Source organism: Delftia sp. BGA-UO-ETr-SB1 (assembly GCF_059567865.1).
Genome location: NZ_JCAQOW010000006.1, coordinates 329,602 through 356,433 on the forward strand (window position 1 = coordinate 329,602; position 26,832 = coordinate 356,433).

At 68.4% G+C, this 26,832-nt stretch carries 23 protein-coding genes; 8 read left to right on the plus strand and 15 right to left on the minus strand.

Going from position 1 to position 26,832, the window contains the following annotated elements; genetic code table 11:
- Positions 1-3 precede the first annotated feature (3 nt).
- From minD to AC57B5_RS20360, 6 genes are all read right to left on the minus strand, one after another.
- Positions 4-816, minus strand: coding sequence for a septum site-determining protein MinD (minD, locus tag AC57B5_RS20335; protein WP_034397563.1), 813 nt, complete (start codon positions 814-816; stop codon positions 4-6).
- Positions 817-865: 49 nt separating this feature from the next.
- Positions 866-1,612 carry a septum site-determining protein MinC gene (minC, locus tag AC57B5_RS20340; RefSeq protein ID WP_034348623.1) on the minus strand — a complete coding sequence of 249 codons (747 nt, stop codon included), beginning with the start codon at positions 1,610-1,612 and terminating at the stop codon, positions 866-868.
- A 168-nt stretch (positions 1,613-1,780) separates the two neighbouring features.
- Positions 1,781-2,569, minus strand: a complete 789-nt coding sequence (locus AC57B5_RS20345) for a crotonase/enoyl-CoA hydratase family protein (RefSeq protein WP_496400221.1) — start codon at positions 2,567-2,569, stop codon at positions 1,781-1,783.
- 24 nt (positions 2,570-2,593) lie between these two features.
- Positions 2,594-3,640: an acyl-CoA dehydrogenase family protein gene (locus AC57B5_RS20350; RefSeq protein ID WP_496400222.1), complete on the minus strand. Its 1,047-nt coding sequence runs from the start codon at positions 3,638-3,640 to the stop codon at positions 2,594-2,596.
- A gap of 84 nt (positions 3,641-3,724) precedes the next feature.
- Entirely contained in the window at positions 3,725-4,882 is a 1,158-nt protein-coding gene (locus AC57B5_RS20355; protein WP_209670445.1) for an acyl-CoA dehydrogenase family protein, read from the minus strand.
- Between the two features lie 88 nt (positions 4,883-4,970).
- Positions 4,971-7,034 carry an acetoacetate--CoA ligase gene (locus tag AC57B5_RS20360; RefSeq protein WP_496400223.1) on the minus strand — a complete coding sequence of 688 codons (2,064 nt, stop codon included), beginning with the start codon at positions 7,032-7,034 and terminating at the stop codon, positions 4,971-4,973.
- Between the two features lie 195 nt (positions 7,035-7,229).
- Here AC57B5_RS20360 and AC57B5_RS20365 point away from each other — a divergent pair, with 195 nt between their 5' ends.
- The 3 genes from AC57B5_RS20365 to AC57B5_RS20375 all read left to right on the plus strand — a co-directional run bounded on the left by AC57B5_RS20365 (position 7,230) and on the right by AC57B5_RS20375 (position 10,863).
- Positions 7,230-8,537, plus strand: coding sequence for a solute carrier family 23 protein (locus AC57B5_RS20365; protein ID WP_496400224.1), 1,308 nt, complete (start codon positions 7,230-7,232; stop codon positions 8,535-8,537).
- A 207-nt stretch (positions 8,538-8,744) separates the two neighbouring features.
- Positions 8,745-10,259, plus strand: a complete 1,515-nt coding sequence (gene scpC, locus AC57B5_RS20370; RefSeq protein ID WP_197944605.1) for a succinyl-CoA:acetate CoA-transferase ScpC — start codon at positions 8,745-8,747, stop codon at positions 10,257-10,259.
- 130 nt (positions 10,260-10,389) lie between these two features.
- Positions 10,390-10,863 carry a hotdog fold thioesterase gene (locus tag AC57B5_RS20375; RefSeq protein ID WP_012202024.1) on the plus strand — a complete coding sequence of 158 codons (474 nt, stop codon included), beginning with the start codon at positions 10,390-10,392 and terminating at the stop codon, positions 10,861-10,863.
- Here AC57B5_RS20375 and AC57B5_RS20380 read toward each other — a convergent pair whose 3' ends face one another.
- The 6 genes from AC57B5_RS20380 to AC57B5_RS20405 are packed head-to-tail and all read right to left on the minus strand — an operon-like array spanning position 10,864 to position 17,093.
- Entirely contained in the window at positions 10,864-11,577 is a 714-nt protein-coding gene (locus tag AC57B5_RS20380) for an ABC transporter ATP-binding protein (RefSeq protein WP_016447319.1), read from the minus strand.
- Positions 11,570-12,328 (minus strand): ABC transporter ATP-binding protein, encoded by a 759-nt coding sequence (locus tag AC57B5_RS20385; RefSeq protein WP_496400225.1) that lies wholly within the window; start codon positions 12,326-12,328, stop codon positions 11,570-11,572. Before AC57B5_RS20385 ends, AC57B5_RS20380 begins: the two co-directional genes overlap by 8 nt.
- Positions 12,321-13,388 carry a branched-chain amino acid ABC transporter permease gene (locus tag AC57B5_RS20390; RefSeq protein ID WP_496400226.1) on the minus strand — a complete coding sequence of 356 codons (1,068 nt, stop codon included), beginning with the start codon at positions 13,386-13,388 and terminating at the stop codon, positions 12,321-12,323. The genes AC57B5_RS20385 and AC57B5_RS20390 overlap by 8 nt, the downstream gene beginning before the upstream one ends.
- 3 nt (positions 13,389-13,391) lie before the next feature.
- Positions 13,392-14,264 carry a branched-chain amino acid ABC transporter permease gene (locus AC57B5_RS20395; RefSeq protein WP_496400227.1) on the minus strand — a complete coding sequence of 291 codons (873 nt, stop codon included), beginning with the start codon at positions 14,262-14,264 and terminating at the stop codon, positions 13,392-13,394.
- A 50-nt stretch (positions 14,265-14,314) separates the two neighbouring features.
- Positions 14,315-15,478 carry an ABC transporter substrate-binding protein gene (locus AC57B5_RS20400; RefSeq protein WP_496400228.1) on the minus strand — a complete coding sequence of 388 codons (1,164 nt, stop codon included), beginning with the start codon at positions 15,476-15,478 and terminating at the stop codon, positions 14,315-14,317.
- 58 nt (positions 15,479-15,536) lie between these two features.
- Complete coding sequence (locus tag AC57B5_RS20405) at positions 15,537-17,093, minus strand: benzoate-CoA ligase family protein (RefSeq protein WP_496400229.1); 1,557 nt, start codon at positions 17,091-17,093, stop codon at positions 15,537-15,539.
- 174 nt (positions 17,094-17,267) lie between these two features.
- Here AC57B5_RS20405 and AC57B5_RS20410 point away from each other — a divergent pair, with 174 nt between their 5' ends.
- The 4 genes from AC57B5_RS20410 (at position 17,268) to boxA (ending at position 22,883) form a co-directional block, all read left to right on the plus strand.
- Positions 17,268-18,182: a helix-turn-helix transcriptional regulator gene (locus tag AC57B5_RS20410; RefSeq protein WP_013799986.1), complete on the plus strand. Its 915-nt coding sequence runs from the start codon at positions 17,268-17,270 to the stop codon at positions 18,180-18,182.
- 194 nt (positions 18,183-18,376) lie between these two features.
- The gene (gene boxC, locus AC57B5_RS20415) at positions 18,377-20,047 is read left to right on the plus strand and encodes a 2,3-epoxybenzoyl-CoA dihydrolase (protein WP_496400230.1); all 1,671 of its coding nucleotides are present in this window, start codon (positions 18,377-18,379) and stop codon (positions 20,045-20,047) included.
- 38 nt (positions 20,048-20,085) lie between these two features.
- Positions 20,086-21,513, plus strand: a complete 1,428-nt coding sequence (boxB, locus tag AC57B5_RS20420; protein WP_047217550.1) for a benzoyl-CoA 2,3-epoxidase subunit BoxB — start codon at positions 20,086-20,088, stop codon at positions 21,511-21,513.
- 26 nt (positions 21,514-21,539) lie between these two features.
- Positions 21,540-22,883: a benzoyl-CoA 2,3-epoxidase subunit BoxA gene (boxA, locus tag AC57B5_RS20425; RefSeq protein ID WP_496400231.1), complete on the plus strand. Its 1,344-nt coding sequence runs from the start codon at positions 21,540-21,542 to the stop codon at positions 22,881-22,883.
- Between the two features lie 169 nt (positions 22,884-23,052).
- Here boxA and AC57B5_RS20430 read toward each other — a convergent pair whose 3' ends face one another.
- Both AC57B5_RS20430 and AC57B5_RS20435 read right to left on the minus strand, forming a co-directional pair.
- Positions 23,053-23,820 (minus strand): aspartate/glutamate racemase family protein, encoded by a 768-nt coding sequence (locus tag AC57B5_RS20430; RefSeq protein ID WP_123694850.1) that lies wholly within the window; start codon positions 23,818-23,820, stop codon positions 23,053-23,055.
- A 14-nt stretch (positions 23,821-23,834) separates the two neighbouring features.
- Positions 23,835-24,716 carry an amino acid ABC transporter substrate-binding protein gene (locus AC57B5_RS20435; protein WP_012202010.1) on the minus strand — a complete coding sequence of 294 codons (882 nt, stop codon included), beginning with the start codon at positions 24,714-24,716 and terminating at the stop codon, positions 23,835-23,837.
- 222 nt (positions 24,717-24,938) lie between these two features.
- Here AC57B5_RS20435 and AC57B5_RS20440 point away from each other — a divergent pair, with 222 nt between their 5' ends.
- Positions 24,939-26,174 (plus strand): D-amino acid dehydrogenase, encoded by a 1,236-nt coding sequence (locus AC57B5_RS20440; RefSeq protein ID WP_496400868.1) that lies wholly within the window; start codon positions 24,939-24,941, stop codon positions 26,172-26,174.
- Positions 26,175-26,193: 19 nt separating this feature from the next.
- On the opposite strand, the gene AC57B5_RS20445 is transcribed toward AC57B5_RS20440, so the two are convergent.
- A complete protein-coding gene (locus AC57B5_RS20445; protein WP_496400232.1) occupies positions 26,194-26,814 on the minus strand; it encodes a hypothetical protein in 621 nt (206 codons plus the stop codon).
- Positions 26,815-26,832 lie beyond the last annotated feature (18 nt).

A 26,832-nucleotide genomic window follows, 5' to 3' on the forward strand; every position in this document is an offset into this window, starting at 1 on the left:
CGCTTACCTCCCCCCGAACATGCGTTTGAAGAAGCCGGGCTTTTGCGCTTCGGTGAAGCGCATGGGCTTTTCCTCGCCCAGGAAGCGTGCCACCACGTCCTGGTAGGCCTCGGCCACGTCCGAGCCCTGCATGTGCACGGCGGGAATGCCCTGGTTGGAGGCCTGCAGCACGGTTTCGGATTCGGGCACGACACCGATCAGCTCGATGCGCAGGATGTCCTGGATGTCCTCCAGCGACAGCATCTGGCCGTCCTGCACGCGGTTGGGGTTGTAGCGCGTGATCAGCAGGTGCTCCTTGACGCTCTCGCCCGCGATGGCGCGCGCGGTCTTGGAGCTGAGCATGCCCAGGATGCGGTCGGAGTCGCGCACCGAGGAAACCTCGGGGTTGGTCACGACCAGGGCCTCGTCGGCGAAGTGCATGGCGATCAGGGCGCCGCTTTCGATGCCGGCCGGCGAGTCGCAGATGATGTACTCGAAGTCCATGCCCGACAGGTCGTCCAGGATCTTCTTGACGCCGTCCTGCGTCAGCGCATCCTTGTCACGCGTCTGGGAGGCGGCCAGCACGAAGAGGTTGTCGCACTGCTTGTCCTTGATCAGGGCCTGGTTGAGGTTGGCCTCTCCCTGGATGACGTTGATCAGGTCGTAGACCACGCGGCGCTCGCAGCCCATGATCAGGTCCAGGTTGCGCAGGCCCACGTCGAAATCGATGACGGCGGTCTTGTGCCCGCGCAATGCGAGGCCCGATGCGAAGCTGGCGCTGGTGGTGGTCTTGCCCACGCCACCCTTGCCGGAGGTCACGACGACTATTTTGGCCATGTTTGCACGGTTCCTTAAAGACTGGAGAGCAAAGAAGAGGGGTCCGGTGTCATACCGGCTCGATGAGGATTTTCTCGCCGTCGAGACGCACCTTGGCGGGCCTGGCAGCCACGTCCGCCGGGAGATCGGTCTCGATTGTGCGATAGATGCCGGCAATCGACAGCAGCTGTGCTTCCATGCAGGTGCTGAAGATGCGCGCCTCGGTGTTGCCGCGTGCCCCGGCGATGGCCCTGCCGCGCAGCGGCGCGTAGACATGGACGTTGCCGTCGGCGATGACTTCGGCGCCATAGCTGACCATGGCCAGCACCACGATGTCGGTGCCGCGCGCATAGACGCGCTGGCCCGAGCGCAGCGGCTTGTCCACGATGAGGGCGTCGGCCTGGGGAGCAGGCACCTCGCGCACCACCTCGATCTCGCGCACGACTTCCTGGATCTCGATCTCGGGCACCGTGGGCCGCACGGGTGCGGCCTCGGGCGCGGGCGCCAGGCCTGCGGCACGCGCCGCCTCCATCTGCGCCGGGCTGCCGCCGCGCACGGCCACAGGCACGGTGCGGTGAAAGCGCAGTGCCTCCACGAGCACGGCGAAGTCGATGGCCTCCTCGGCCTCGCGCACATGGGCCAGGTCGATCAGTACGGGGTCGTTGTCGAAGAAATCCGGGTCGTCGGCCAGGCGCTGGGCCAGGTCGGCCACGAGCGCACGTACGTCGGTATCCCGCAGGGTCACGGCCACCACGGGCAGCTGCGCGCTCTTGAGGTCGAAGCTGGGGCGGGCAGTACTCGTCGTTTCAACGGCCATGGGACTGGGAGTGCGGTGGATGGGAGAGTTGCCTCTCGACGCGCAAAGTGTACTGTGTGCGCAGTACATGGGCGCCCACTCCCGCCGGGAGGCCGGCACCGGGGAGTGTCCATTTGTGTTGTGTCACACACGGCCCATGCCCCCGTGGCGGGGGCCGGGCGGGCCAAGTCACTGAAACCGGGGCTTACGCTTCTCCACGAAGGCCATCACGGCCTCGCGGTGGTCGGCGGTCTTGTGGGCCAGGGCCTGGTAGCCGGCGGACAGCTCCAGCAGCGACTCCAGCGTGCTGTGCTCGCCCTCGCGCAAGAGGCGCTTGGTCATGCGCATCACGGCGCCGGGGTTGGCGGCGATCTTGTCGGCCAGCGCGCGCGCCGTGGGCAGCAGCTGGTCGGCGGGCACGACGCGGCTGACCAGGCCACAGGCCAGGGCCTGCTGCGCATCGATGGCCTCGCCCGTGAACGCCATCTCGGCCGCCTTGGCACGGCCCACGGCGCGCGGCAGCAGCCAGGCGCCCCCGTCGCCCGGCACGATGCCCACGCGCACGAAGCTCTCGGCAAAGGTGGCCGTCTCGCTGGCGATGCGGATGTCGCACATGCAGGTCAGGTCCAGCCCCGCGCCGATGGCCGGGCCGTTGACGGCGCAGATCACGGGCACGTCCAGCTGGTTGAGGGCGCGCGGAATGCGCTGTATGCCCTGGCGGTATTCCTCGCGGATGGCGTCGGGCGTGAGCGCGTCGTCGAAGAAGCGCTGCATGTCCTTGACGTTGCCGCCCGAGCTGAAGATGGGGCCGGCGCCCGTGAGGATGACGGCCTTGACCGAGGCGTCGCGCCGGATATCGTCGCAGACCTGCACGAATTCCTCCACGGCCGTGTTGCCCGTGAGCGCATTGCGCGTCTCGGGCTGGTTCATGGTGAGGGTCCAGATGGCGCCGTCGCGCTCGATGTTCAGAAAGGGCATGGATGGGGTTCCTTCGAGAGCCTGTCAGTCGGTGATATCGGCGGTGATATCGGCGGTGATATCGGTGGTGGAGCGGATCAGATCCAGCGTGCTGCCCGCGTGGCCATGGACCAGCGCGGCGCCTGCCACGCCATGCCAGTACGACTCGGAGCCGGCCGTCTGGCGCCAGGCATGCAGGCGGCGCGTGAGCAGTTGCAGGTCGTATTCCTCGGTGAAGCCCATGGCGCCGTGGATGGCGTGGGCCGCCTCGGCCACGGCCAGCGCGGCCTGGCTGCCGCGCGCCTTGGCCACGGCCACGCGCAGCCGATCGGGGAAGACGCCCTGCCCCGCGCAGCCCAGCCGGGCCGCCATACGCGCGGCGAAGACATGCTCGCTCATCACCGCCAGCTGGTGCTGAATGGCCTGGAACTTGCCGATGGGGCGGCCGAACTGCTGGCGCTCGTTCGCATACTGCAGCGTGCGCTGGAACACCTCCATGAGCGCGCCCGCAAGCTGCGCCGCCACCAGGCCGGCTTGCAGCGTGCGCAGGTCCAGCCCATCCGGCAGGGCGATATCGGGAGCAGATGCTGCGCGGACCTGATCGGCGCTCCAGCGCAGGTTCACGTCCAGGCAGAAGGCCGCCGGCTCGGACTGCGCCTGCGCCTGCGCCACGGGCAGCAGGCTCCAGCCCTGCGCATGCTGCACCAGCACGCTGTCCGCCACCGCGCCCAGGCGCACGGGTGCGCAGTGCAGGCTGCCATCCGGCTGGAGCAGGCCTTGCGCCAACGCGATGGCGCCTGGTGGACGCTCCGCCCCCGCGCCCGCCAGCAGCGCGCGCGCCAGCATGGTCTCGCCCAGCGGCACGGGCAGCGCATGGGCGCCGGCCTGCGACCACACATCGAACAGCTGCGCCAGCGCCAGCCCCGCGCCGCCCGCGTGCTCAGGCACCAGGGCATCGGCAAAGCCGGCCTGCTCCAGCGATTGCCACAGCGCCCGGGGCGAACTCCCGGCCTCGATGGCGCGCACCCGCGCGGGCGTGCACTCGCCCTGCAGCAGCTGGCGTGCGGCATCGGCAAACAAATCGTCTTCCATGTCTCTCTCCATTCATGACACATGACGCCAGGCCTTGGGCGTTCCGTTTGAAACTGGCGCGCCCCAACTCAAGGGGAACCTTATTCAACGCAGGCCGAGGCCACGCGCGATCATTCCGCGCAGGATGTCGCGCGTGCCGCCGCGCAGCGAGTACGAAGGCGCAACCTCCGTCACGTAGTTGAGGGTGCGCAGCAGCTCCAGCGGAACCTCGGACGCCTCGCGTGCGAACAGGTCGTCCGCGATGGCGGCGGGAATGGACTGCTCCAGCGTCGTGCCCAGCTCCTTGACCAGGGCCGCCTCGACGATGGGGCTTTCGCCGCGCACCAGCTTGTCCTGCACGGCCACCGACATGGCGCGCAGCGGGGCCAGCTCGGTGAACACGCGGCCGGCCAGGCGCAGCGCGCCTTCGCTGCGCTCGCCCGTTGCACGCAGCCAGGCCAGCCATTCGTCGAACAGCACGATGCTGGAGAACAGCCGCTCGGGCCCGCTGCGTTCGAAGGCCAGCTCGGCCGTGACCTGCTCCCAGCCCTGGCCTTCCTGGCCGATCAGGGCGTCGGGCGGCAGCTGCACGTTGTCGAAGAAGACTTCGCAGAAATGGCTGTCGCCCGAGAGGTCGGTGATGGGCCGCACGGTCACGCCCGGCAGCGACAGGTCCACGATGACCTGGGACAGCCCCTTGTGCCGGTCACCCGCCTCGCCCGAGGTGCGCACCAGGGCGATCATGTAGTGGCAGTGGTGGGCGTTGGTGGTCCAGATCTTCTGGCCGTTGAGCACGAAGCCCTTGCCGTTCGGCACGGCGCGCGTCTTCACGCTGGCCAGGTCCGAGCCCGCGCCGGGCTCGCTCATGCCGATGCAAAAGAAGGCCTCGCCCCGGCAGATGCGCGGCAGGTAGAACCGCTTTTGCGCCTCGGTGCCGTACTTGAGGATCAGCGGGCCGCTCTGGCGGTCGGCAATCCAGTGCGAGCCCACGGGCGCGCCGCAGGCCAGGTATTCCTCCACCAGCACATAGCGCGTGAAGGCGCTGCGCCCGCCGCCGCCGTACTCGCGCGGCAGGGTGACGCCTATCCAGCCCTTTTCGCCCAGTTGCCGGCTCAGTTCGGCGCTGTAGCCGCCCCAGGAGCGCGCACGCACATGGGACGGCAGGCCGCTTATGGCCTGGGCGAGGAAGGCGCGCACCTCGGCGCGCAGGGCTTCGTCCTCGGCGGGGATGCGGGTCAGGGCAAGGGAATCAAGCACGCTCATTGCAGGGCTCCATGGTTGGACCCCACTCTAGGCAGCCGGTCTGTCGCAGTCCAATATTAAAAACCGCGCCACTGATACCGTTTGAATATCAGGCAGCCTGTGCCTTGGCATGCTGCGCCGCAAAGCCCACGTACCAGTCCAGGCAGCCCGGGTTGGCCATGGCCTCCTTGTTGACCACCTTGTCCAGCGGCTGGCCCAGCATCAGCTTCTTGATGGGCAGCTCCTGCTTCTTGCCGCTGAGCGTGCGCGGGATCTCGGCCACCTGCACGATCTCGTCGGGCACGAAGCGCGGCGACAGGGCCTGGCGGATGGCGCCCTGCAGGCGCGCGCGCAGGGCGTCGTCCAGATCCACGCCCGGGCGCAGCACCACGAACAGCGGCATGTAGCTTTCGCGGCCCAGGTATTCGAGGTCCACGACCATGGAGTCCAGCACTTCGGGCAGGGCCTCGACGGCGCTGTAGATCTCGCTGGTGCCCATGCGCAGGCCGTGGCGGTTGATGGTGGCGTCGCTGCGGCCGTAGATGATGCAGCCGCCCTCCGGGAGGATGCGTATCCAGTCGCCGTGGCGCCAGACCGGGCCCATGGCGGCGGGGCCGTCGCCGCCGCCGGGCGCGCGGCCATGGCCGGCCGGGTACATGTCGAAGTAGCTGGACAGGTAGCGCTTGCCGTCCGCATCGCCCCACAGGTACAGCGGCATGGAGGGGATGGGCTGGGTGCAGACCAGCTCGCCCACCTCGTCGATGACGGGCTGGCCCTGCTCGTTCCACGCCTCGACGGCCGCGCCCAGCTGGCGGCACTGCATGATGCCCGGCTGCTGGGGCAGCTCGCGGTGGCCGCCGATGAAGGCGCCCGCAAAGTCGGTGCCCCCCGAGATGTTGTTCCACCAGATGTCAGGCCGCCCCATGCCTGCGAACTGCGCCGTGCCCCAGCTTTGCACCTCCGGCGACAGCGGCGAGCCCGTGGTGCCCAGGCTGCGGATGCGCGACAGGTCGCCGCACTGGGCCAGGTCCACGCCGGCCTTCATGCAGTTGGCGTAGAAGGCCGCGCCCGAGCCGAAGCTGGTCACGCCGGTCTCGGCCGCGAAGCGCCACAGCACGCCCCAGTCGGGCCTGTCCTTGCTGCCGCCGGGGCTGCCGTCGAAGATCACGCAGGTGGTGCCGCCCAGCAGGCCCGAGACCTGGGCATTCCACATCACCCAGCCCGTGGAGCTGTACCAGTGGTAGCGCTCACCCCAGCTGTTGGGGTGGTAGCTGCAGCCCACGTCGTTGTGCAGGGCCTTGAGCTGCAGGGCCACCAGCACCATGCCGCCATGGCCGTGGACGATGGGCTTGGGCAGGCCGGTGGTGCCACTGGAGTAGACGATCCACAGCGGGTGGTCGAAGGGCAGCCATTCGGGTTCGAAGGCCGCCGTGGCCGCGTCGTCGCGGGCCGTGACCTGCACGTAGTCGGCGGCATCGGCCAGCCTCGCCTGCAGATCCAGGTTGGGCACAAGGACCACATGCTCCACGCTGGGCAGGCCTGCGCGCAGCTCCGCCAGCACGGCCATGCGGTCGATATCGCGCCCGGCGTAGTGCACGCCATCGACGGCGATCAGCGCCTTGGGCGCGATCTGGCGAAAGCGGTCCAGCACCGCGTTGGTGCCCATGTCGGGCGCGCAAATGCTCCAGACGGCGCCCAGGCTGGCCGTGGCCAGCAGGGCGACCATGGCCTCGGGGATGTTGGGCAGGTAGGCAGCCACGCGGTCGCCGCGGCCCACGCCCTGGGCCTTCAGGTGCAGGGCCAGGGCGGCGACCTGGCGGCGCAGGTCGGGCCAGGACAGTTCGCGGTGGCGGCCCGTCTCGTTGCGGCTGACCACGGCGGGCATGCCGGCCGCATGGGCGGCACCCACATGGCGCAGCGCCTGGCGCGTGTAGTTGATCTGGGCGCCCGGAAACCACTGGGCGCCGGGCATGGTGTTGCGCTCCAGCACGGCCGTGTGCGGCGTGGGCGACTGCAGCGCGTTGTAGTCCCAGATGCTTTGCCAGAAGGCGTCCAGGTCGGTCACCGACCAACGCCACAGCGCGTCGTAGCTGTCGAACTGCAGGCCGTGGCGCTCGCGCAGCCAGTCCTGGTACAGGCGGATCTGGGGGATGAAGGCAGGGGTATGGCTCATGACCGGCCACGGTACGCGCGCGCTGGCCGCGAGCCCAGACGGGAAAGCCACTAGCCTGGCACCTGGGCGACAAAGTCTGCGGGCCGGATCGCATATCTCCGCACAAACACTGGGAAAAAATTTCCGCTCCACCCCACCTGCCAGAAAACAAATGCCTCTAATATCGCGCCAATTTTTTACAAGGAGCGATGCCACATGGGCCTTTTCCAATGGACGGAAAAATCCGCCAACCAGCTGCAACGGGGAGGCGTGATCGGCCCCGATGAGCGCCTGCCCTGGCCACAGACCGGGCTGATGGGCATACAGCACGTGATCGCCATGTTCGGCTCCACCGTGCTGGCGCCCATCCTCATGGGGTTCGACCCCAACGTGGCCGTGCTCATGAGCGGCATCGGCACGCTGATCTTCTTCCTGATCACGGGCGGCAAGGTGCCCAGCTACCTGGGTTCGTCCTTTGCCTTCATCGGCGTGGTGATCGCAGCCACGGCCTATGGCGGCAAGGGCGCCAACGGCAACATCGGCGTGGCGCTGGGCGGCATCATTGCCTGCGGCGCGGTCTATGCGCTGATCGGCCTGGTGGTGCAGATGGTGGGAACGCGCTGGATCGAGCGCTTCATGCCGCCCGTGGTCACGGGCGCCGTGGTGGCCGTGATCGGGCTGAACCTGGCGGCCATACCCGTCAAGAACATGGCGGCCAACAACTTCGAGTCGTGGATGCAGGCCCTGACCTTCGTCTGCGTGGGCCTGGTGGCCGTGTTCACGCGCGGCATGGTGCAGCGCCTGCTGATCCTGGTGGGCCTGATCGCGGCCAGCCTGCTGTACGGCCTGTTCACCAATGTGCTGGGCATGGGCAAGCCCGTGGACCTGTCGGGCGTGATCAACGCCGCCTGGTTCGGCCTGCCCCAGTTCCACGCGCCCGTGTTCAGCGGCCCGGCCATGGTGCTCATCGTGCCCGTGGTCATCATCCTGGTGGCCGAGAACCTGGGCCACATCAAGGCCGTGACCGCCATGACCGGCAAGAACCTGGACCAGTACATGGGCCGGGCCTTCATCGGCGACGGCGTGGCCACCATGGTCAGCGGCGCGGCCGGCGGTACCGGCGTGACCACCTATGCCGAGAACATCGGCGTGATGGCCGCCACGCGCATCTACTCGACGGCCGTGTTCTTCGTGGCCGCCGTCCTGGCCGTGCTGCTGGGCTTCTCGCCCAAGTTCGGCGCGCTGATCCAGTCGATCCCGCTGCCCGTGATGGGCGGCGTGTCCATCGTGGTGTTCGGCCTGATCGCCGTGGCCGGCGCCAAGATCTGGGTGGACAACCGCGTGGACTTCTCGCAGAACAAGAACCTGATCGTGGCGGCCATCACCCTGATCCTGGGCACGGGCGACTTCACGCTCAAGTTCGGCGACTTCGCGCTGGGCGGCATCGGGACCGCGACTTTCGGCGCCATCATCCTGTACGCGCTGCTGGATCACGCACGCGACGATCAGCCACTGATTCATTGAATGTGAGCACACGCAAACATTCTTTGAGCCTTTGACTGCGCGGCAGGGCCTTTACGGGGAAACCCGAGGGCCGCTGCCAGCGCTGCTACCATCGGTTTCCGGAGATATACCGCCCTTGCGTTCTTGCATGGGGCGGTTTTTTTTAGGCTTGCAAGCCAGCGCTGCGGCACCCTGCCGGCTGGCGCGAGCCGTCAGCCGGAGCCATAGATGTCCCTCGCAGACCGCGTACGTTTCCCAGAATTCCTTTCGCGCACCATGACGGCCGAGCAGGCCGCCGCCCTGATCCCCCACGGCGTCAACGTCGGCATGAGCGGATTCACGGGCGCGGGCTACCCCAAGGCCCTGCCCCAGGCCATCGCCCAGCACGCCAAGAGCGAACACGCGGCCGGCCGGCCCTACAAGATCAATGTCTGGACCGGCGCCTCCACGGCCGCCGAGATGGACGGCGCCCTGGCCGAGGCCGGCGCACTGGGCCAGCGCCTGCCCTTCAACACCGACCCGACCTGCCGCGCCAGGATCAATGCCGGCGAGATCGACTTCATCGACATGCACCTGTCCCACGTGGCCCAGCATGCGTGGTTCGGCTTCCTGGGCCCCATGAGCGTGGCCGTGGTCGAGGTGCTGGGCGTGACCGAGGACGGGCGCCTCATCCCCTCCACCGCCGTGGGCAACAACAAGACCTGGCTGGAGATCGCCGACAAGGTGATCCTGGAGGTCAACACCAAGCCGCCGGCCAAGATGGAAGGCATGCACGACATCTACTACGGCACGGCCATCCCGCCGCGCCGCGTGCCCATTGCCCTGACCCATGCCGATGACCGCATCGGCGAGCCCTATCTGCGCGTGGACCCGGCCAAGGTGGTCGCCGTGGTCGAGACCCACAAGGGCGACCGCGACAACGTCTTCGCACAGCCCGACGCCAACTCCAACCTGATCGCCGCGTCCATCATCGACTTCCTCGCGCACGAGATGAAGATGGGCCGCCTGCCCAAGGAGATGCTGCCCATCCAGTCGGGCGTGGGCAACGTGGCCAACGCCGTGCTGGCCGGCCTGCTGACGGGTCCGTTCGAGAACCTGCTGGGCTTCACCGAGGTGCTGCAGGACGGCATGCTGGACCTGCTGCGCGCAGGCAAGATGAGCAAGGCCTCGGCCACCTCGATCTCCCTGTCCGGCAGCGCCTACAGGGACTTCGAAGAGAACATCGACTTCTACCGCGAGCGCATCATCCTGCGCCCCCAGGAGATCAGCAACCACCCCGAGCTGGTGCGCCGGCTGGGCGTGATCGCCATGAACTCCATGATCGAGGCCGACATCTACGGCAACATCAACTCCACCCACGTCATGGGCACGGGGATGATGAACGGCATCGGCGGCTCGGGCGATTTCGCGCGCAACGGCTACCTGTCCTTCTTCGTCACGCCCTCGGTGGCCAAGGGCGGCAAGATCAGCTGCATCGTGCCCATGTGCTCGCACGTGGACCATACCGAGCACGACACGCAGATCATCGTCACCGAGCAGGGCCTGGCCGACCTGCGCGGCCTGTCGCCGCGCAAGCGCGCCCAGGTCATCATCGACCGCTGCGCCCATCCCGACTTCCGCCCCCAGCTGCAGGACTACTTCGACCGCGCCCAGAGCCAGGGCGCGCTGCACACGCCCCACATCCTGGGCGAAGCGCTGAGCTGGCACCAGCGCTTTGTCGAAACGGGCGACATGCGCGCCTGACCCGCGCAAGCGCGCCAGCGCGCAGTCTCCTGGGCTACAGGCAGCCATCGGCATGGCTGCCCGGACTGGCGTAGCATGCAAGGACGGCCCACGGGGCCGTCTTTTTCGTTGCACCCACAGGACTTCTCCCATGCCGATCTGGAAGCGCAGCTTCACCCTTGAAGACATCACCTCGCTGAGCGCCGACACGGCCGTCTCGCACCTGGGCATCGAGTTCACCGAGATCGGTGACGACTTCCTGCGCGGCCGCGTGCACGTGGACCAGCGCACCTGCCAGCCCTACGGCATCCTGCACGGCGGCGTGAACGTGGTGCTGGCCGAAACCCTGGGCTCGGTGGCGGCGGCCTGCTCCATCCCCGAAGGCTGGCGCAGCGTGGGCCTGAACGTCTCGGCCAACCATGTGCGCGCCGCGCGCCAGGGCTGGGTCACGGGCACGGCCCGCCCCGTGCACCTGGGCCAGACCACCCATGTCTGGGCCATCGAACTGCACGACGAAACCGGCCGCCTGACCTGCACCTGCAGCCTGACCATGGCGCTGCTGCCGCCCACGCATGCGCAGAACGTCAAGCTCGCGGCGCAGCCGCCGGTGGCGGCACAGCCCTGATCAAACCCCCAGCAACTCCGACAGGCGCTCCGGCTGCGCCAGCAGCTCCCGCGAGTCGGCCTGCAGCGCCAGCCGGCCCTTGGCCATGACCACGGCGCGGTCGGTGTGGGCCAGGACCTTTTTGTAGTCGCGGTCCACGATCAGGGTGGAGATGCCGGTGCTGCGGATGGCGGCGATCACGCGCCAGATTTCGGCGACGACCAGGGGGGCCAGGCCTTCGGTGGCTTCGTCGAGGATGAGCAGGCGCGGGTGCGTCATCAGCGCGCGGCCTATGGACAGCATCTGCTGCTCGCCGCCAGAGAGCTGGTCGCCGCCGTTGGCCAGGCGCTCCGCGAGCCGGGGGAAGGTGTCGAGCACGCGCTCCAGCGTCCAGTGGCGCTCTCCCTGCAGGCCGGGGCGGGCGCTCATGACCAGGTTCTCGCGCACGCTGAGGTTGGGGAAGATGCCGCGCCCCTCTGGCACATAGCCAATGCCCAGCCGCGCCATGCGCTCGGGCGGCGCGCCCGTGCAGTCGCGGCCATCGGCGCGCAGGCGGCCGCGGCGCGCGGGCACATAGCCCATGAGCGTGCGGATCAGCGTGGTCTTGCCCATGCCGTTGCGCCCCAGCAGGCCCACGGCCTGGCCCGCGCCCAGCGCCAGGCTCACGCCCTGCAGGATGTGGCTGTCGCCGTAGTAGGTATGCAGCTCGTCGATGGCGAACATGGGCTCAGTCATGGTCTTCTCCCAAGTAGGCTGTACGCACGACCGGATCGACACGGATCTGCGCGGGCGTGCCCGTGGCCACCACGCTGCCATTGACCATCACGGTGATGCGGTCGGCGATGCGGAACACGGCGTCCATGTCGTGCTCGACCAGCAGTACCGCATGGCCGCGCTTGAGCTCCTGCAGCAGGGCCAGCATGCGCTCGGTCTCCTCCGCGCCCATGCCGGCCAGCGGCTCGTCCAGCAGCAGCACGCGCGGGCCGGTGGCCAGGCACATGGCCACTTCCAGCTGGCGCTTGGCGCCGTGGCTCAGCGTGCCGGCCACGGCCAGCGCCTGCCCGTCCAGGCCCGCACGCTCCAGGGCCGCATGGGCCTGGCGCAGGCTGGCCGCGCAGCGCTGTGCGGACAGGCCCAGTTGCCAGGGCCTGAGCGCCATCTGCGCCTGGGCCGCGAGCCGGCAGTTCTCCAGCGCCGAGAACTCGGGAAAGATGGTGGTGCGCTGGTAGCTGCGGCCCACGCCGGCACGCGCGCGCCGGGGCTGGGGCATGCGCGTGACGTCCTGGCCCGCGAGCGCGATGCGCCCCGCGCTGGCCGCCAGCTCGCCCGAGAGCATGTTGACCAGGGTGGACTTGCCCGCGCCGTTGGTGCCGATCACGGCATGGACCTCGCCCTCGTGCAGGTCCAGGTCCACGCCGCCCACGGCCGTGAGCCCGCCGAAGCGGCGCGTGAGGCCGCGCACCGAAAGCAGTGCCGCATCAGCCATGTCCGGCCTCCTTGTGGTGGACCTCGTTGTGCACTCCAGCGCGTTGCCGTGCAAGGCCCGCCAGCCCGATCAGCCCCATCAGTCCTTTCGGCAGCAGGGCCACGAGCACGATGATGGCCAGGCCCAGGCTCAGCTGCCAGTGGTCGGCCATGGGGCCGACGATGGCATGCGTGGACAGCACCTCCTTGAGCGCGATGAAGGCCACCGTGCCCAGCACGGCGCCGCGCAGCGAGCCCAGGCCGCCGAGGATGACCATCAGCAGCACCTCGCCCGAGTGGTGCCAGGACAGCAGCTCGGGGTTGACCACGGCATCGCGCACCGCCAGCAGAAAGCCTGCCACGCCGGCCAGCATGCCGGCCAGCACGAAGGCCGCGAGCTTGTACCCGTAGGTGGTGAAGCCGGCCGCGCGCATGCGCTGTTCGTTGACGCGTATGCCCGCCAGCGCCGCGCCGAAGCGCGACTGGCGCAGCCCGGCCAGGAAGGCATAGACCAGCACCAGGGCCGCCAGCACCACGTAGTACTGCACGCGCGGGATTTCCATGTCGATGGCGCCCAGCGCGGGCCGAGCCATCAGGTAGATGCCATCGCTGCCGCCGCCGATGCCCGTGTCGTGGACCACGAAGTAGGCCATCTGTGCGAAGGCCAGCGTCACCATGATGAAGTAGATGCCGCGCGTGCGCAGGCTCAGCAGGCCCACCAGCAGCGCATAGCCGCCCGAGGCCAGCAGCGCCCAGCCCAGCATGGCCGGCAGGCTGCCGCCTTCGTTGCCTGCGGACAGCACGGCGGCATAGGCGCCCAGGCCCATGAAGGCCGCATGCCCCAGGCTCACCAGGCCCGTGCCGCCCACCAGCAGCTGCAGGCTGAGCGCGAAGATGGCCAGGATCATGGTCTTGACCACCAGGCCCGACAGATAGTCCGACCACCAGGGGCCGGCCAGCGCCAGCAGCGCCACGCAGGCCAGCGGCACGGCGCAGGCCTGCCATCGGCAGGCGCGCTGCGGCATCTCTGCGGGCTGCACGGCGGCCGCCAGCAGCGCCGGAGAAGGATTGGATACGGCCATTGTTCAGCTCCTTTGCCCCATCAGACCCTGGGGCCGCCACACCAGCACCACCGCCATCAGCAGGTAGACGCTCATGCCGCTGAGCTCCTGGAAGAACAGCTTGCCGAAGGTATCGACAAAGCCCACCAGCAGCGAGGCCAGCAGCGCGCCCGTGATCGAGCCGATGCCGCCGATCACCACCACCACGAAGCAGATGATGAGCACGTTGCCGCCCATGCCCGGATAGACCGAACTCATGGGCGCGGCGATCATGCCCGCCAGTGCCGCCAGCGCCACGCCGATGGCGAAGACGATGCGGTACAGGCGCTTCACATCGATGCCCAGGCCGCGCACCATGTCGCGGTTGCTGGCGCCCGCGCGCACCATCATTCCCAGGCGCGTGCGGTTGACCACCCAGTACAGCGCCAGCGCCACCAGCAGGCACACGCCCGAGGCGAACAGCCGGTACCACGGATAGCTCATGAGCCCGCCCAGCGAGAAGCTGCCCGACAGCCAGCCGGGCAGCGGCACGCCATGCACGTCGTTGCCCGCCAGCAGCGAGCGCAGCTCCTCGAACACCAGGATCAGCCCGAAGGTCATCAGCACCTGCTGCAGGTGCTCGCGCTCGTAGAGGTAGCTGAAGAAGGCCCACTCCAGCGCATAGCCCAGCACCACGGTCAGCGCCACGCCGGCCAGCAGCATGGTGATGAAGTGCTGGCCCAGCATCGGGGACAGCGCAAAGGCCATGTAGGCGCCGATCATGTAGAAGCTGCCATGGGCCAGGTTGATCACGCCCATGATCCCGAAGATCAGCGTCAGGCCCGAGGCCAGCAGGAACAGCAGCAGCCCGTACTGGACGGCGTTCAGGCACTGCACGAGAAAGGTGGCAAGGTCCATGGCGATGTCCGTATGCGTGCGTATTCGTCCGTATGAGTGCGCCCCGCGCCTCACATGCGGCAGCCGCGGCCCGTATCGCCCAGGGCCTTGATGGCCACGCCCATGCGCTGGTTCTCCTTGCCCACGACCTTGCGCAGGTACATGTCCTGCACGGGGTTGTGCGACTTGCTGATGGTGAAGTCGCCGCGCGGGCTGGGGATGGTGGCCTTCTCGATGGCCTGGCGGAACTCGGCCTTCTTCGCGATGTCGCCGCCCGCCGCCTTCAGGCCCACGCCCAGCATCTGGGCGGCGTCGTAGCCCTGCACGGCATACACATCGGGCATCAGCTTGTAGGCCTGGGCATAGGCGGAGCGAAAGCGCCGGTCGCGCTCCGTGCCCAGCTCGTCGGCGTAGTGCAGCGTGGTCAGCACCCCCTGGGCGGCCTCGCCCTGGGCCTCCAGCGTGCCGTCGGTCAGAAAGCCCGAGCCGTACAGCGGAATGGTCTTGTGCAGGCCGGCCGCGTGGTAGTCCTTGACGAACTTGACGGCGCCCGCGCCCGCGAAGAAGGCAAACACCGCATCGGGCCTGGCAGCCGCGATCTCGGTCAGCAGGGCCTGGAACTCCACGTTGGGAAAGGGCACGGTGAGCTGCTTGCTGACCTTGCCGCCCTCCTTCTCGAAGCCTTCCTTGAAGGCATTGGTCATCTCCTCGCCGGCCGCGTATTTCCAGGTGATGGTCATGGCGGTTTTCCTGCCCTCCTGCCTGGCGGCCACCACGCCCATGGGATAGGAGGACTGCCAGTTGGAGAAGGACGAGCGGAAGATGTTGGGCGCGCATATGGCGCCCGTGACCGCATCGGCGCCCGCATTGGGCACGATGAGCACGGTGCCGCTTTCCTTGGCCGCGCGCGCCATGGCCATGGCCACGCCCGAATGCACGGTGCCCACCAGCACATCGACCTTGTCGCGCTTGATCAGGCGGTTGACGTTGTCCGTGGCCTTGGCCGGATCGGACTCGTCATCGACCTTGAAGAACTCGATCTCGCGCCCGCCCAGCCTGCCGCCCTGCTCGTTCACGAACATGCGAAAGCCGTTCTCTATGGCCGAGCCCAGCGCCGCATAGGTGCCGCTGTAGGGCAGCATGAAGCCGACCTTGATCCTGTCCTGCGCATATGCGCCGCAGGACAGGGAGGCCGTCAGGGCGAGGACGGCCCAGTGTTTGCGATCGGTGTTCATGCGTGTCTCCTTGTGGTGGATGGGTCTTGCTTTTGTCAGGGGAATCGGAAGGGGCTGTTCAGCCGACGCTGGCTTCGCGTTCACGCAGGCGGAAACGCTGGATCTTTCCGGTGGCGGTCTTGGGAAGTTCGTCCACGAATTCGATGAAGCGCGGGTACTTGTAGGCGGCCAGGCGCTGCTTCACGAAGGCCTTGAGTTCAGCCTCGGTGGCGCTGCAGCCGTCCTTGAGCACGACGAAGGACTTGGTCTTGAGCAGGCCGTCGGCGTCGGTCTTGCCGATCACGGCGGCCTCCAGCACGGCCGGGTGCTGCATCAGCGTGGCCTCGACCTCGAAGGGCGAGACATAGATGCCGCTGACCTTGAGCATGTCGTCGCTGCGCCCGGCATAGGTGTAGTAGCCATCGGCGTCGCGCACGTACTTGTCGCCGCTCTTGAGCCAGCCGCCCTGGAAGGTCTCGCGCGTCTTGTCGCGGTTGCCCCAGTACATGAGGGCGGCGCTGGGGCCCTGGATGAACAGGTCGCCCACCTCGCCATCGGCCACGGGGCGGCCGTCCTCGCCGCGCAGCTCCACGCAATAGCCGTCCACGGGCTTGCCCGTGGTGCCGTAGCGGATGTCGTCGGGCCGGTTGGACAGGAAGATGTGCAGCATCTCGGTGGAGCCGATGCCGTCCACGATGTCGGCGCCGAAATGCGCCTTGAAGCGCTGGGCGATCTCGGCCGGCAGCGCCTCGCCGGCCGAGGAACACATGCGCAGGCTGACCTGCTCGCGCGCGGGCAGCAGCGGCGAGGCCAGCATGCCCGCAAAGCCCGTGGGCGCGCCGAAGAACACCGTGGGCCGGTGCTGCACCCAGCGCGCGAAGGTGGCCTCGGGTGTGGGCCGCTCGGCCATCAGCAGCACGGTGGCGCCCACGCTCAGCGGAAAGCTCAGGGCATTGCCCAGGCCGTAGGCGAAGTAGAGCTTGGCGGCGGAAAAGCAGATGTCGCCCTCGCCCAGGCCCAGCACCGGGCCGCCATAGAGTTCGGCCGTCCAGTACGGATTGGCATGCGTGTGGACCGCGCCCTTGGGCTTGCCCGTGGAGCCCGAGGAATACAGCCAGAAGCCCGGGTCATCGCCCAGCGTGGGCGCCGGTGCGGGCAGCGGCGGCTGCGCCGCCAGCCAGGGCTGCAGGGGCGCAAAGCCTGCGGCGCGCGCCGCCGCTTCGTCGCCGGCCACCCAGACATGGCGCACCTCGTTGGGCGCCCGGTCCAGCGCCTGGCGCAGCAGGGGCAGCAGCGCATCGCAGGTCAGCACGGCCTGGGCGCGGCTGTGGCCCAGCATGTAGGCGTAGTCGTCGGCCGTGAGCAAGGTGTTCACCGCCACCGGCACCACGCCCGCATACAACGCGCCCAGAAAGGCCACGGCCCATTCATGGCGGTCGTGCATGAGCAGCAGCACGCGCTCCTCGCGGTGGATGCCCGCCGCCAGCAGGCCGCTGGCCATGCGCTGCGCCTGCTGCTGCAGCTGGCCGTAGCTCAGCGTGCCGTGGTCGTCGATGTAGGCGATCTTGCCGGGCCGCCCCTCATTGAGCGCGAACAGGTGCGCGGCGAAATTGAAGGGCTGGGTGAAGTCGATCATCGGGGTCTCCTTCGACATCGGGCATCTGGCCCGACTTGTGATCTTCCGCACAACATGCAATATTGTGCGTGCATCAGAAAGATAGTTAGAACACCACCGAGCGTCAAGCACTATATTGCATGGCTGGTGTTAACCCCGACTGTTTATCATTCACGCCCTCTTCAAGGAAACTCTATGGACCAGTTCGAGACGGCAGCCCAGTCCGCCGGGGCGGCGGATTCCCTCTCAGAAGCCCCCAGGAACCAGGTGCTGCAGGCGCTGGGCGAGCGTGTGCGCAGCCTGCGCTCGCGCCGGGGCATGACGCGGCGCGCCCTGGCGGCGGCGGCCGATGTCTCGGAGCGCCACCTGGCCAACCTCGAATACGGCACGGGCAATGTGTCGGTGCTGGTCCTGCACCATATTGCACAGGCGCTGCAATGCTCCATGGCCGAGCTGCTGGGCGACGTGACCACCACCAGCGCCGAATGGCTGCTGATCCGCGAACTGCTGGAAGGCCGCGATGAAGAGGATCTGCGCCGCGTGCGCCTGGCCGCAGGCGAGCTGCTGGGCACGGCGCCCAGCGACCGCCAGCGCCATACGCGCATCGCCCTGATCGGACTGCGCGGCGCGGGCAAGTCCACGCTGGGCCGCATGCTGGCCGAGCAGCTGGGCGTGCCCTTTCTCGAACTCAACCAGGAAATCGAGCGCATTGCGGGCTGCAGCGTGCGCGCCATCCACGACCTGTACGGTGCCAACGCCTACCGCCGCTACGAGCGCCGCGCGCTGGAGGAAGCCGTGCAGATCTACAGCGACGTGGTCATCGCCACGCCGGGCGGCATCGTCTCCGACCCGGCCACCTTCAACGAGCTGCTGTCGCACTGCACCACGGTCTGGCTCAAGGCCCAGCCCGAGGAGCACATGGCCCGCGTCGTGGCCCAGGGCGACACCCGCCCCATGGCCGCCAATCCCGAGGCCATGGACGATCTGCGCAGCATCCTCGAAGGCCGCGCCGGCTTTTACGCCAAGGCCGACCACGTGGTGGATACCAGCGGCCAGACGCTGGAGCAGAGCTTCGATCAGTTGAAGGCACTGTTCCTGCCCGCACGCTGAGACGGCGGCAGCAACCCACGGCATCCAGGCCCCAGGCCTGGATTTTTTTCGCCTGTGCTGGCTGGTGTTTACCCTGGATATGGCCAAAACACGCACTATCGTGCTTGTTGCTGCGTGCATTTTCTGAATGAATCTGCATAATTATGCCTGCACCGTATCTGCGACTGCACTATTTTTCATCCAAGAGGCCGTCCATGCACCCGTCCAGCCCCACTGTCGATTACCGCACCGAGCCCGCCCAGTACCGCCACTGGTCGTTCACCGTCGAGGGCGCCATCGCCCGCATGCAGCTGAACATCGCCGAGGACGGCGGCATACGGCCCGGCTACAAGCTCAAGCTCAACAGCTACGACCTGGGCGTGGACATCGAGCTGCACGACGCGCTCAACCGCATCCGTTTCGAGCATCCGCAGGTGCGCACCGTCATCGTCACCAGCGGGCGCGACCGCATCTTCTGCTCGGGCGCCAACATCTTCATGCTGGGCGTGTCCAGCCATGCCTGGAAGGTGAACTTCTGCAAGTTCACGAACGAGACGCGCAACGGCATCGAGGACAGTTCGCGCCACTCGGGCCTGAAGTTCCTGGCCGCCGTCAATGGCGCCTGCGCAGGCGGCGGCTACGAGCTGGCCCTGGCCTGCGACGACATCGTGCTGATCGACGACCGCTCCTCCTCCGTCTCCCTGCCCGAGGTGCCGCTGCTGGGCGTGCTGCCCGGCACGGGTGGCCTCACGCGCGTGACCGACAAGCGCCATGTGCGCCATGACCTGGCCGACATCTTCTGCACCAGCGTCGAAGGCGTGCGCGGCCAGCGCGCCGTGGACTGGTGCCTGGTCGATGCCGTGGCCAAGCCCGCGCAGTTCGAGGCCGTGGTGGCCGAGCGCGCGCAGCGCCTGGCCGAGGGCAGCACGCGCCCCGCCAGTGCACAGGGCATCACGCTCACGCGCCTGGAGCGCGAGGCCACGGACGACGCGCTGCACTACCGCCATGTCAGCGTGCAGATCGACCGCGCGCGCCGCAGCGCCACGCTGACCGTGAAGGCGCCCACGCTTGGGCAAGGCCCGCAGCCCGCCACCCTCGAAGCCATCGAGCAGGCCGGCGACGCCTGGTGGCCGCTGGCCATGGGCCGCGAGCTGGACGACGCCATCCTGCACCTGCGCACCAACGAGCTGGACGTGGGCACCTGGCTGCTCAAGACCGAAGGCGATGCCGCCGCCGTGCTGGCCGCAGACGCAGCCCTGCTGGCCCACCAGGACCACTGGCTGGCGCGCGAGACGCTGGGCCTGCTGCGCCGCAGCTTTGCGCGGCTGGATGTGTCCTCGCGCACGCTGTTCGCGCTGATCGAGCCCGGCTCCTGCTTCGTGGGCATGCTGGCCGAGCTGGCCTTCGCGGCCGACCGCGCCTACATGCTGGTGCTGCCCGATGACACCGAGCGCGCCCCGCGCATCCAGCTGGACGAATTCAATTTCGGCCTGCTGCCCCTGGTCAACGACCAGTCGCGCCTGCAGCGCCGCTTCTACGAGGAAGCCGCGCCGCTGGAGGCCGCGCGCGCCGCCACGGGCCGCGCGCTGGACGGCGACCAGGCCCTGGCCCTGGGGCTGGTCACGGCCGCGCCCGACGACATCGACTGGGACGACGAGATCCGCATCGCCATGGAAGAGCGCGCCGCCATGTCGCCCGATGCGCTCACGGGCCTGGAGGCCAACCTGCGCTTTGCCAGCCGCGAGAACATGGTCACGCGCATCTTCGGGCGCCTGTCGGCCTGGCAGAACTGGATCTTCAACCGCCCCAATGCCGTGGGCGACAAGGGCGCTCTCAAGCTCTACGGCACGGGCCAGAAGGCCGGCTTCGACTTCAACCGCGTCTGACCGCAGGCACGCCCCGAAACATCCACGGAGACCCCACCATGAGCGCCATCAACTACAGCGAGAAGATCCCCAACAACGTCAACCTCGGCGAAGACCGCACCCTGCAGCGCGCGCTGGAGAGCTGGCAGCCCAACTTCCTGAACTGGTGGGGCGACGTGGGCCCCGAAGGCTCCACCGACTACGACGTCTACCTGCGCACCGCCATCAGCGTGGACCCGCAGGGCTGGGCCCAGTTCGGCCACGTGAAGATGCGCGACTACCGCTGGGGCATCTTCCTGAACCCGGCCGAGGCCGACCGCAAGGTGCACTTCGGCGACCACGCGGGCGAGAAGGCCTGGCAGGACGTGCCCGGCGAGCACCGCGCCAACCTGCGCCGCATCATCGTCACCCAGGGCGATACCGAGCCCGCCTCGGTGGAGCAGCAGCGCCACCTGGGCCTGACCGCGCCGTCCATGTACGACCTGCGCAACCTGTTCCAGGTCAACGTGGAGGAAGGCCGCCACCTGTGGGCCATGGTCTACCTGCTGCACAAGCATTTCGGCCGCGACGGCCGCGAGGAGGCCGAGGCCCTGCTGGAGCGCCAGTCCGGCGACGAGAACAACCCGCGCATCCTGGGCGCCTTCAACGAGAAGACGCCCGACTGGCTGTCCTTCTTCATGTTCACCTACTTCACCGACCGCGACGGCAAGTTCCAGCTGGCCGCGCTGGCCGAGAGCGCCTTCGACCCGCTGGCGCGCACCACCAAATTCATGCTGACCGAGGAGGCCCACCACATGTTCGTGGGCGAGTCCGGTGTCTCGCGCGTGCTGCAGCGCACCTGCCAGGTCATGAACGAGCTGCGCACCGACGACGTGGGCCGCCTGCGCGCGGCCGGCGTGATCGACCTGCCCACGCTGCAGCGCTACCTGAACTTCCACTACAGCGTGACCATCGACCTGTTCGGCGCCGACCAGTCCAGCAATGCCGCCACCTTCTACAGCAGCGGCCTCAAGGGCCGCTACGAGGAAGGCAAGCGCGCGGACGACCACCGCCTGCACGACCAGCACTACAAGGTGCTGGAGGTCGTGGACGGCAGGCTGCAGGAAAAGGAAGTACCCATGCTCAACGCGCTCAACGAGGTGCTGCGCGACGACTACATCAAGGACTCCAACGCGGGCGTGGGCCGCTGGAACAAGGTCATGGAAAAGGCCGGCATCGATTTCCGCCTCACCGTGCCGCACAAGGCCTTCAACCGCCAGATCGGCGCGCTGGCCGGCGTGCGCATGAGCCCCGACGGCCGCGTGGTCAGCGAGCAGGAATGGCGCATGCGCGAGGCCGAATGGCTGCCCACGGACGCCGACCGCGCCTTCGTCGCCTCGCTCATGGGCCGCTGCGTGGAGCCGGGCCAGTTCGCGGGCTGGATCGCGCCGCCGGTCATGGGCATCAACCGCCAGCCCGTGGATTTCGAATACGTGCGCTTCAACTGAAGCGCCGCGCCAGCAGGGAGTCGCCCATGACAGTCGCCTTGGTAGAACACGGCATCCTCACCCAGCACCTGATCGACCCGGAGATCTGCATACGCTGCAACACCTGCGAGGCCACCTGCCCCGTGGGTGCCATCACGCACGATGACCGCAACTACGTGGTCCTGGCCGAGCAGTGCAACGGCTGCATGGACTGCGTCTCGCCCTGCCCCACGGGCGCCATCGACAACTGGCGCAAGGTGCCGCTGGCGAGAGCCTATCCCGTGGCCGAGCAGCTGCTCTGGGACGAGCTGCCCGAGGAGCTGCCGCCTGAGGCGCTGGTCCAGGCACTGGTTCAGGCACGGACCCAGGCACAGGACGCAGCGGACGCGCCCGCCGCCGAGGACCTGAGCCAGGCCCAGGCCGTGATCGCGGCGGCCGCCACGCGCGGTGCAGATGCGTCCCGGCCCGATGACCAGGCCGATACCCAGGTGTTGCGCAGCGCCAGCTACGGCGCCACCGTGCCGCCCTGGTCGGCCGCCCATCCGTACACCAACCTGCATGGCCCCAGGAGCCCCGTCACGGCCACCGTGGTCGGCAACCTCAACTGCACGGAGGCGGGCTTCGACAGCGAGACCCACCACATCGTGCTGGACTTCGGCAGCCAGCCGTTCCCCGTGCTCGAAGGCCAGTCCATCGCCGTCATCGCACCCGGCACCGACGCCCAGGGCCGCCCGCATGTGGCGCGCCAGTACTCGGTGGCCAGTGCGCGCAATGGCGAGCGGCCCGGCTACAACAACCTGGCGCTGACCGTGAAACGCGTCACCCAGGACCACCAGGGCCGCCCCGTGCGCGGCGTGGCCAGCAACTACCTGTGCGACGCACGCATCGGCGACAGGGTCCAGGTCATAGGCCCGTTCGGCCAGTCGTTCCTGATGCCCAACCATCCCCGCTCGCACATCGTGATGATCTGCACGGGCACGGGCAGCGCCCCCATGCGCGCCATGACCGAATGGCGCAGGCGGCTGCGCAAGAGCGGCAGGTTCGAGGGCGGCAAGCTCATGCTGTTCTTCGGCGCACGCACGCCGCAGGAGCTGCCCTACTTCGGCCCGCTGCAAAGCCTGCCGCGCGACTTCATCGACAACAACCTGGCCTTCTCGCGCGTGGCCGGCCAGCCCCGGCGCTACGTGCAGGATCTGCTGCGCGAACGTGCGGCCGACCTGGCGGCCCTGCTGCGCGACGACAACGCGCACTTCTACGTCTGCGGGCTCAAGAGCATGGAGGAAGGCGTGGTGCTGGCACTGCGCGACGTGGCGCAGCAAGCCGGGCTGGACTGGGAACAGATCGGTACACGCCTCAAGCGCGAAGGCCGGCTGCACCTCGAGACTTATTGACCCCCCCTGAGTCGCTTCGCGCCTTCCCCCTGAAGGGGGGCATACGGGCACCCGGCGACACCCTCGGTGCGGGGCGGCGCGGCCGGCGTAGGCCCTTCCTCGGTGTCCCTGAGTTGAGCCGCGCCAGGTTCCTAGGCAGTTATTGAATGGCGCGCAACACCTTGAAAAACTAATGCGCTGGAGTTCGGACCTGTCCATAGGCATCGCCGGCCAGGGCCTGGGCCAGGATCCAGGCCGGGTCCACCAGCTCGGCGCCGCGCGCCAGCGGCGACTGCGGCAGGGCCAGCGGGATCTCGGTGCAGCCCATGATCACGGGCACATCGCCATGGCGCTGCAGCAGCGGCGCCAGCACCTCGCCGAAGCAGCGCGCGGCCAGGTCCATGTCGCCCTGCTTGACGCCGTCGTAGATGCCCTGCATGAGCCGCGCGCGGCCCTGCGCATCGGGCTGCAGCGCGGTGATGCCGCACTCGGCCAGTGCCGCGTCGTACAGGCCGCTGTCATAGGTGCCCTGCGTGGCCAGCACGATGGCCTGCTGCGCGCCGCCGGCCTGCAGGTGCAGGGCAGCCTGGCGCGCGATGTGCAGCACATGCAGCTGCGGAAACAGCGCCTGCAGCTGCCCATGCCAGGCATGGGCCGTGTTGCAGGCCAGGGCCACGCTGCGCACGCCCAGCGCCGCCATGCGGCCCACGCCCTGCAGCAGGTGCTGGGCCGGTCCCGTGGGTGACTGCGGGTCCGCGCGCAGCGCCGCGCTGCGGTCGGGCATGGGCAGCTGCACCAGCCAGTGCTCGGGATAGGCCTGGTCATGCACGGGCAGGCCCTGCTGCTGCAGGTGCGCCGTGCAGGCCTGGACGAACAGGCGCACGAAATCCGCGCCTGCGGCCGGACCCATGCCCCCGAGAATGCCCACCGCACGCGGGGGCTGAAGCTGCTGCTGCATGCTGCGATCCGAAATCAAAAAGCGGGTTTGTCGCTGAGGTCCTGCAGGTTTTTCTGCAATTGCTCGCTCATCGGCAGGCCCAGGGCCACGTTCCTCGGGGCAATGGGCTGCATGAACCACTTGTCATACAGCCTGGCGAACGCGCCCGACTTCATCATGTCGCCGATCACGCCATCGACCAGCTGCTTGAACTGGGGATCGTCCTTGCGCAGCATGCAGGCATAGGGCTCGACCTGCAGCGAGTCGGCCACCACCTCGAAGTCCCCGGGGTTCTTGGCCGTGGGGATCAGGCCGAAGAGCAGGATGTCGTCCATGCCGAAGGCCGCGGCGCGGTCGTTCTCCACCAGCAGGAAGCCGTCCGCATGGTCCTTGGCCATGACGATGTTCATGCCCCAGGCCTTGTCGGCATTGGCCTTGCGCAGCACCTGCAGGTTGGTGGTTCCCGTGGTGATGGCCACGGTCTTGTCCTTGAGGTCGGCGTAGTTTTTGATGCCCGAACTCTTCTTCACCAGCAGCCGCGTGCCCGTGTAGAAATGGTTGATGGCAAAGGCCACCTCCTTGCCGCGCACCGTGTTGTTGGTGGTCGAGCCGCATTCCAGGTCGATGGTGCCGTTGGCCAGCAGCGGCATGCGGTTCTGCGAGGTCACGGCCTGCCACTGCACCTTGAGATCGGGCCGGTTCACCGCCTTCTTCACGGCCTCGGCCACGGCCTGGGACATCTCCACCGTCATGCCGATGGGCTTGCCGTTGTCCAGGTAGCTGAAGGGCACGGACGACTCGCGGTAGGCCAGCGTGATGCGGCCGCTGTCGCGCACCTTGGCCAGCGTGTCGGCATGGGCCGCAGCCAGGCCTCCCAGGGCCAGGGCCGCGCACAGCGCGGTGGTGTGAAGTTGCATGCTTGTCTCCTCGTCTTTGGTGGATGTGCGGCCAGTGTAGGAAGGGCGGCGGCCTTTGCGGAATGACAATATCGGGCCGGTCCATGCCCGCCGGTTATGGGCTGGCCGCCTGCCCGCAGCAGCAGCCCCCGGCCATAACCTGCGTGCATGGCCCGTGTGCCAAATGCCATGGCGCAGCCTGCCGCGCGCGGCCTACAGTGCGGCTGCATGGAGAAACGATCAATGCATGTCTGCATCGTGGGCGCCGGCATCGTCGGCCTGGCAACGGCCTGGGCGCTGCAGCGGGCCGGCCACCGCATCACCGTGCTGGACCGCGCACCGGGCCCCGCCCAGGGCGCCAGCGGCGGCAATGGCGCGCAGCTGAGCTATTCCTACGTGCAGCCGCTGGCCGATCCCGGCATCTGGAAGATGCTGCCCCGCCTGCTGCTGGAAAAGGATTCGCCGCTGGCCTTCCGCCTGCGCGCCGACCCCGCGCAATGGGCCTGGGGACTGCGCTTTCTGGGCGCCTGCAATGCCCATGCCTCGGCCGAAGGCACGCGCGCCCTGCTGGCCCTGGCCGCCGAAAGCCGCCAGGCCTTCGAGTCGCTCCAGGCCGACGAAGCACTGGCCTGCGACCTGCACACGCCGGGCAAGCTGGTGCTCTACCCCACCCAGCAGGCGCTGGATGCCGCCGCGCAGCAGGTGGCACTGCAAGCGGGCCTGGGCGGCGCGCCGCAGCGCATCGTCAACGCCGCCGAAGTGGCGCGCATCGAACCCGCGCTCGCCCGCTACGCGCAACGCATTGCAGGCGCCGTGCACACGCCCAGCGAGGCCGCCGCCGACTGCCGCCTGCTGTGCGAGCAACTGGCCGCCCGGCTCACCGCACGCGGCGCCGAACTGCGCTACGGCGTGGAGCTGCAGGGCTTCGAGCGCGAAGGCGACGCCATCACCGGCCTGCGCACCGCCGCAGGCCCGCTGCCGCTGCGCGCCGACCACTACGTGCTGGCCAGCGGCTGGGAAAGCGCGGTCCACGCGCGCCAGCTGGGCCTGCGCATTCCCGTCTACCCGCTCAAGGGCTACAGCATCACCGCCGATGCCGCCGCGCAGCTGCCGCACGCCGCGCCCCGGGTCAGCGTCACCGACACCGCCCGCAAGGTCGTCTTCGCACGCATCGGCGAACGCCTGCGCGTGGCCGGCATGGTGGAGATCGTGGGCCGGGACACGCGCACCGACCCGCGCCGCATCGCCAGCCTGCGCCGCTCCACGCAGGAGGTCTTCGCCGACCTGCCGCTGGACGGCAACCTCCACCCCTGGACCGGCATGCGCCCCGCCACACCCACCGGCCTGCCCCTCACCGGCCGCCAGCGCGGCGGTCCGCGCAACCTGTGGCTGCAGACAGGGCACGGCGCGCTGGGGCTGACGCTGGCGTTCGGGTCGGCGCAGAGGCTGGTGGGGCAGATGGAGGCGGACGATCTGTAGAACCCGGTCCCGCAGCCACCTATGTCATGTCGCCGCTCAATCTCCGTACGAGTTGCCAGTCGTCCTTGGACCAGCCATGTCGGGCATCCACCGACATGGCTGCGGCGCCAATCAAGGCAAGCCAACCGCTCGCCTCCACACGTCGCAACGGCTCCCATGCCGGCCGCTGGGCTATTTGCTGCCAATCCGAACCATGGCAACCAGTGCACTTTGTCAGGGTGTCATCAGGCCGGAGTGGTTCGACCGTGACCGTCCCTGTCGGCACTTCGCCCCACTCCGCGATAAGCGTCTCCAGCGAAACCGTTGAAGGCACGCCGCCTCGACCCAAAAACCACTTGAGAAAGCGCTCCCAGAGCGAAACATCGGGCGGCGCATTCCGTGAATCGGTGTCGCGCGCTTTAAGCCAAGCGTCGTGAGACATTATGTTGGCGTAGACCACCAAAATGCATCTGCTGGATCCTGCCTGACAGATGGTCACCGTATCTCCACGCTTCCATTGTCCAATCGACAACGATGAGTTGACCGTCCCCAAGATAAATTTAGCAATATCGGCATCGTTCCAACCGCGCGGATCTTCTTGGGTGTCGGATACGCCACGCCAACTCGCGGCAATGAGCAGTGCGGCAAGCGCGATGATCACCAGTGAGCGCCACGTTTC

Bases quoted from the DNA above. Each gene is read 5' to 3' on its own strand.
- AC57B5_RS20350 (WP_496400222.1), bottom strand. From the start codon at position 3,640: ATGGAAGACGATTTGTTTGCCGATGCCGCACGCCAGCTGCTGCAGGGC.
- AC57B5_RS20345 (WP_496400221.1), bottom strand. From the start codon at position 2,569: ATGCCCTTTCTGAACATCGAGCGCGACGGCGCCATCTGGACCCTCACC.
- AC57B5_RS20365 (WP_496400224.1), top strand. From the start codon at position 7,230: ATGGGCCTTTTCCAATGGACGGAAAAATCCGCCAACCAGCTGCAACGG.
- AC57B5_RS20385 (WP_496400225.1), bottom strand. From the start codon at position 12,328: ATGGCTGATGCGGCACTGCTTTCGGTGCGCGGCCTCACGCGCCGCTTC.
- minC (WP_034348623.1), bottom strand. From the start codon at position 1,612: ATGGCCGTTGAAACGACGAGTACTGCCCGCCCCAGCTTCGACCTCAAG.
- AC57B5_RS20435 (WP_012202010.1), bottom strand. From the start codon at position 24,716: ATGCAACTTCACACCACCGCGCTGTGCGCGGCCCTGGCCCTGGGAGGC.
- AC57B5_RS20380 (WP_016447319.1), bottom strand. From the start codon at position 11,577: ATGACTGAGCCCATGTTCGCCATCGACGAGCTGCATACCTACTACGGC.
- AC57B5_RS20410 (WP_013799986.1), top strand. From the start codon at position 17,268: ATGGACCAGTTCGAGACGGCAGCCCAGTCCGCCGGGGCGGCGGATTCC.
- AC57B5_RS20355 (WP_209670445.1), bottom strand. From the start codon at position 4,882: ATGAGCGTGCTTGATTCCCTTGCCCTGACCCGCATCCCCGCCGAGGAC.
- AC57B5_RS20400 (WP_496400228.1), bottom strand. From the start codon at position 15,478: ATGAACACCGATCGCAAACACTGGGCCGTCCTCGCCCTGACGGCCTCC.
- boxA (WP_496400231.1), top strand. From the start codon at position 21,540: ATGACAGTCGCCTTGGTAGAACACGGCATCCTCACCCAGCACCTGATC.
- AC57B5_RS20405 (WP_496400229.1), bottom strand. From the start codon at position 17,093: ATGATCGACTTCACCCAGCCCTTCAATTTCGCCGCGCACCTGTTCGCG.
- AC57B5_RS20375 (WP_012202024.1), top strand. From the start codon at position 10,390: ATGCCGATCTGGAAGCGCAGCTTCACCCTTGAAGACATCACCTCGCTG.
- boxC (WP_496400230.1), top strand. From the start codon at position 18,377: ATGCACCCGTCCAGCCCCACTGTCGATTACCGCACCGAGCCCGCCCAG.
- AC57B5_RS20395 (WP_496400227.1), bottom strand. From the start codon at position 14,264: ATGGACCTTGCCACCTTTCTCGTGCAGTGCCTGAACGCCGTCCAGTAC.
- AC57B5_RS20440 (WP_496400868.1), top strand. From the start codon at position 24,939: ATGCATGTCTGCATCGTGGGCGCCGGCATCGTCGGCCTGGCAACGGCC.
- minD (WP_034397563.1), bottom strand. From the start codon at position 816: ATGGCCAAAATAGTCGTCGTGACCTCCGGCAAGGGTGGCGTGGGCAAG.
- AC57B5_RS20430 (WP_123694850.1), bottom strand. From the start codon at position 23,820: ATGCAGCAGCAGCTTCAGCCCCCGCGTGCGGTGGGCATTCTCGGGGGC.
- boxB (WP_047217550.1), top strand. From the start codon at position 20,086: ATGAGCGCCATCAACTACAGCGAGAAGATCCCCAACAACGTCAACCTC.
- scpC (WP_197944605.1), top strand. From the start codon at position 8,745: ATGTCCCTCGCAGACCGCGTACGTTTCCCAGAATTCCTTTCGCGCACC.
- AC57B5_RS20390 (WP_496400226.1), bottom strand. From the start codon at position 13,388: ATGGCCGTATCCAATCCTTCTCCGGCGCTGCTGGCGGCCGCCGTGCAG.
- AC57B5_RS20360 (WP_496400223.1), bottom strand. From the start codon at position 7,034: ATGAGCCATACCCCTGCCTTCATCCCCCAGATCCGCCTGTACCAGGAC.